The organism is Bradyrhizobium sp. Mp19 (assembly GCF_029952935.1).
GTDB lineage: Bacteria > Pseudomonadota > Alphaproteobacteria > Rhizobiales > Xanthobacteraceae > Bradyrhizobium > Bradyrhizobium elkanii.
The window spans coordinates 1-946 of the sequence record NZ_JASAUT010000178.1 but is presented as its reverse complement, the minus strand read 5'-3'; the positions used below and the strand labels follow the sequence as shown (position 1 = coordinate 946).

1 protein-coding gene is annotated in these 946 nt (G+C 58.0%); it reads left to right on the top strand.

All coding sequences use genetic code 11. From position 1 onward, the window contains the following. The coding region (locus tag QJT82_RS45450) for an IS630-like element ISBj5 family transposase (protein WP_161170749.1) at positions 1 to 946 on the top strand (946 nt) is incomplete at both ends.

Genomic DNA, 946 nt, shown 5'->3' with positions numbered 1-946 from the left:
TGGTCTGCCAAGCAAGTCTGTGGCTGCCGAACTTGGCATCCATGAACACACCGTCGGCAAGTGGCGCCGCCGATTCTTGAAGGATCGTTGTGATGGCCTGCTTGACGAAGCCCGCCCGGGCCGCCCTCGAACCATCGACGATGATCAGGTTGCCGAGGTAATCGAGCGGACATTGCGTACGACGCCGCCCGACGCAACGCACTGGTCGATCCGCTCGATGGCTGCGGATACTGGCTTTTCTCACACCACGATCCGCCGAATGTGGACGGCGTTCGGCTTGCAGCCGCACCGCAGCCAGACATTTAAACTATCGAGCGATCCGCTATTCGTCGATAAGGTGCGCGATATTGTCGGGCTTTATCTGTCGCCGCCTAACCGAGCCGTTGTCCTCAGTGTCGATGAGAAAAGCCAGATCCAGGCACTCGATCGCGAGCAGCCGGTCTTGCCGATGATGCCTGGGGTGCCGGAACGTCGCACGCATAGCTATGTGCGGCATGGTACGACCACGCTGTTTGCCGCGCTCGATGTCGCTTCCGGCTTCGTCATTGGCAAATGCTACAAGCGCCATCGGGCGCTCGAGTTCTTGAAGTTTCTCAAAGAGATCGACGCTCAAATCCCTGAGGGGCTCGCTGTCCATATCGTCATGGACAACTACGCTACCCACAAGACCCCCAAGATTAAAGCGTGGCTCGCTCGCCGGCCGCACTATCATGTCCACTTCACGCCGACTTCCGCGTCGTGGATCAATCAGATCGAGCGCTGGTTCGCTGAACTCACCAGAAAGCAGATCCGGCGAGGTGTTCACACCTCCGTCAGGCAGCTCGAAGCCGACATCCGTACCTTCATCGAATTGCACAACAACAACCCGAAGCCCTTCAAATGGACCAAGTCCGCAGACCAGATCTTGGCTTCCGTCAAACGCTTTTGCCACAAAGCCCAGCAGACT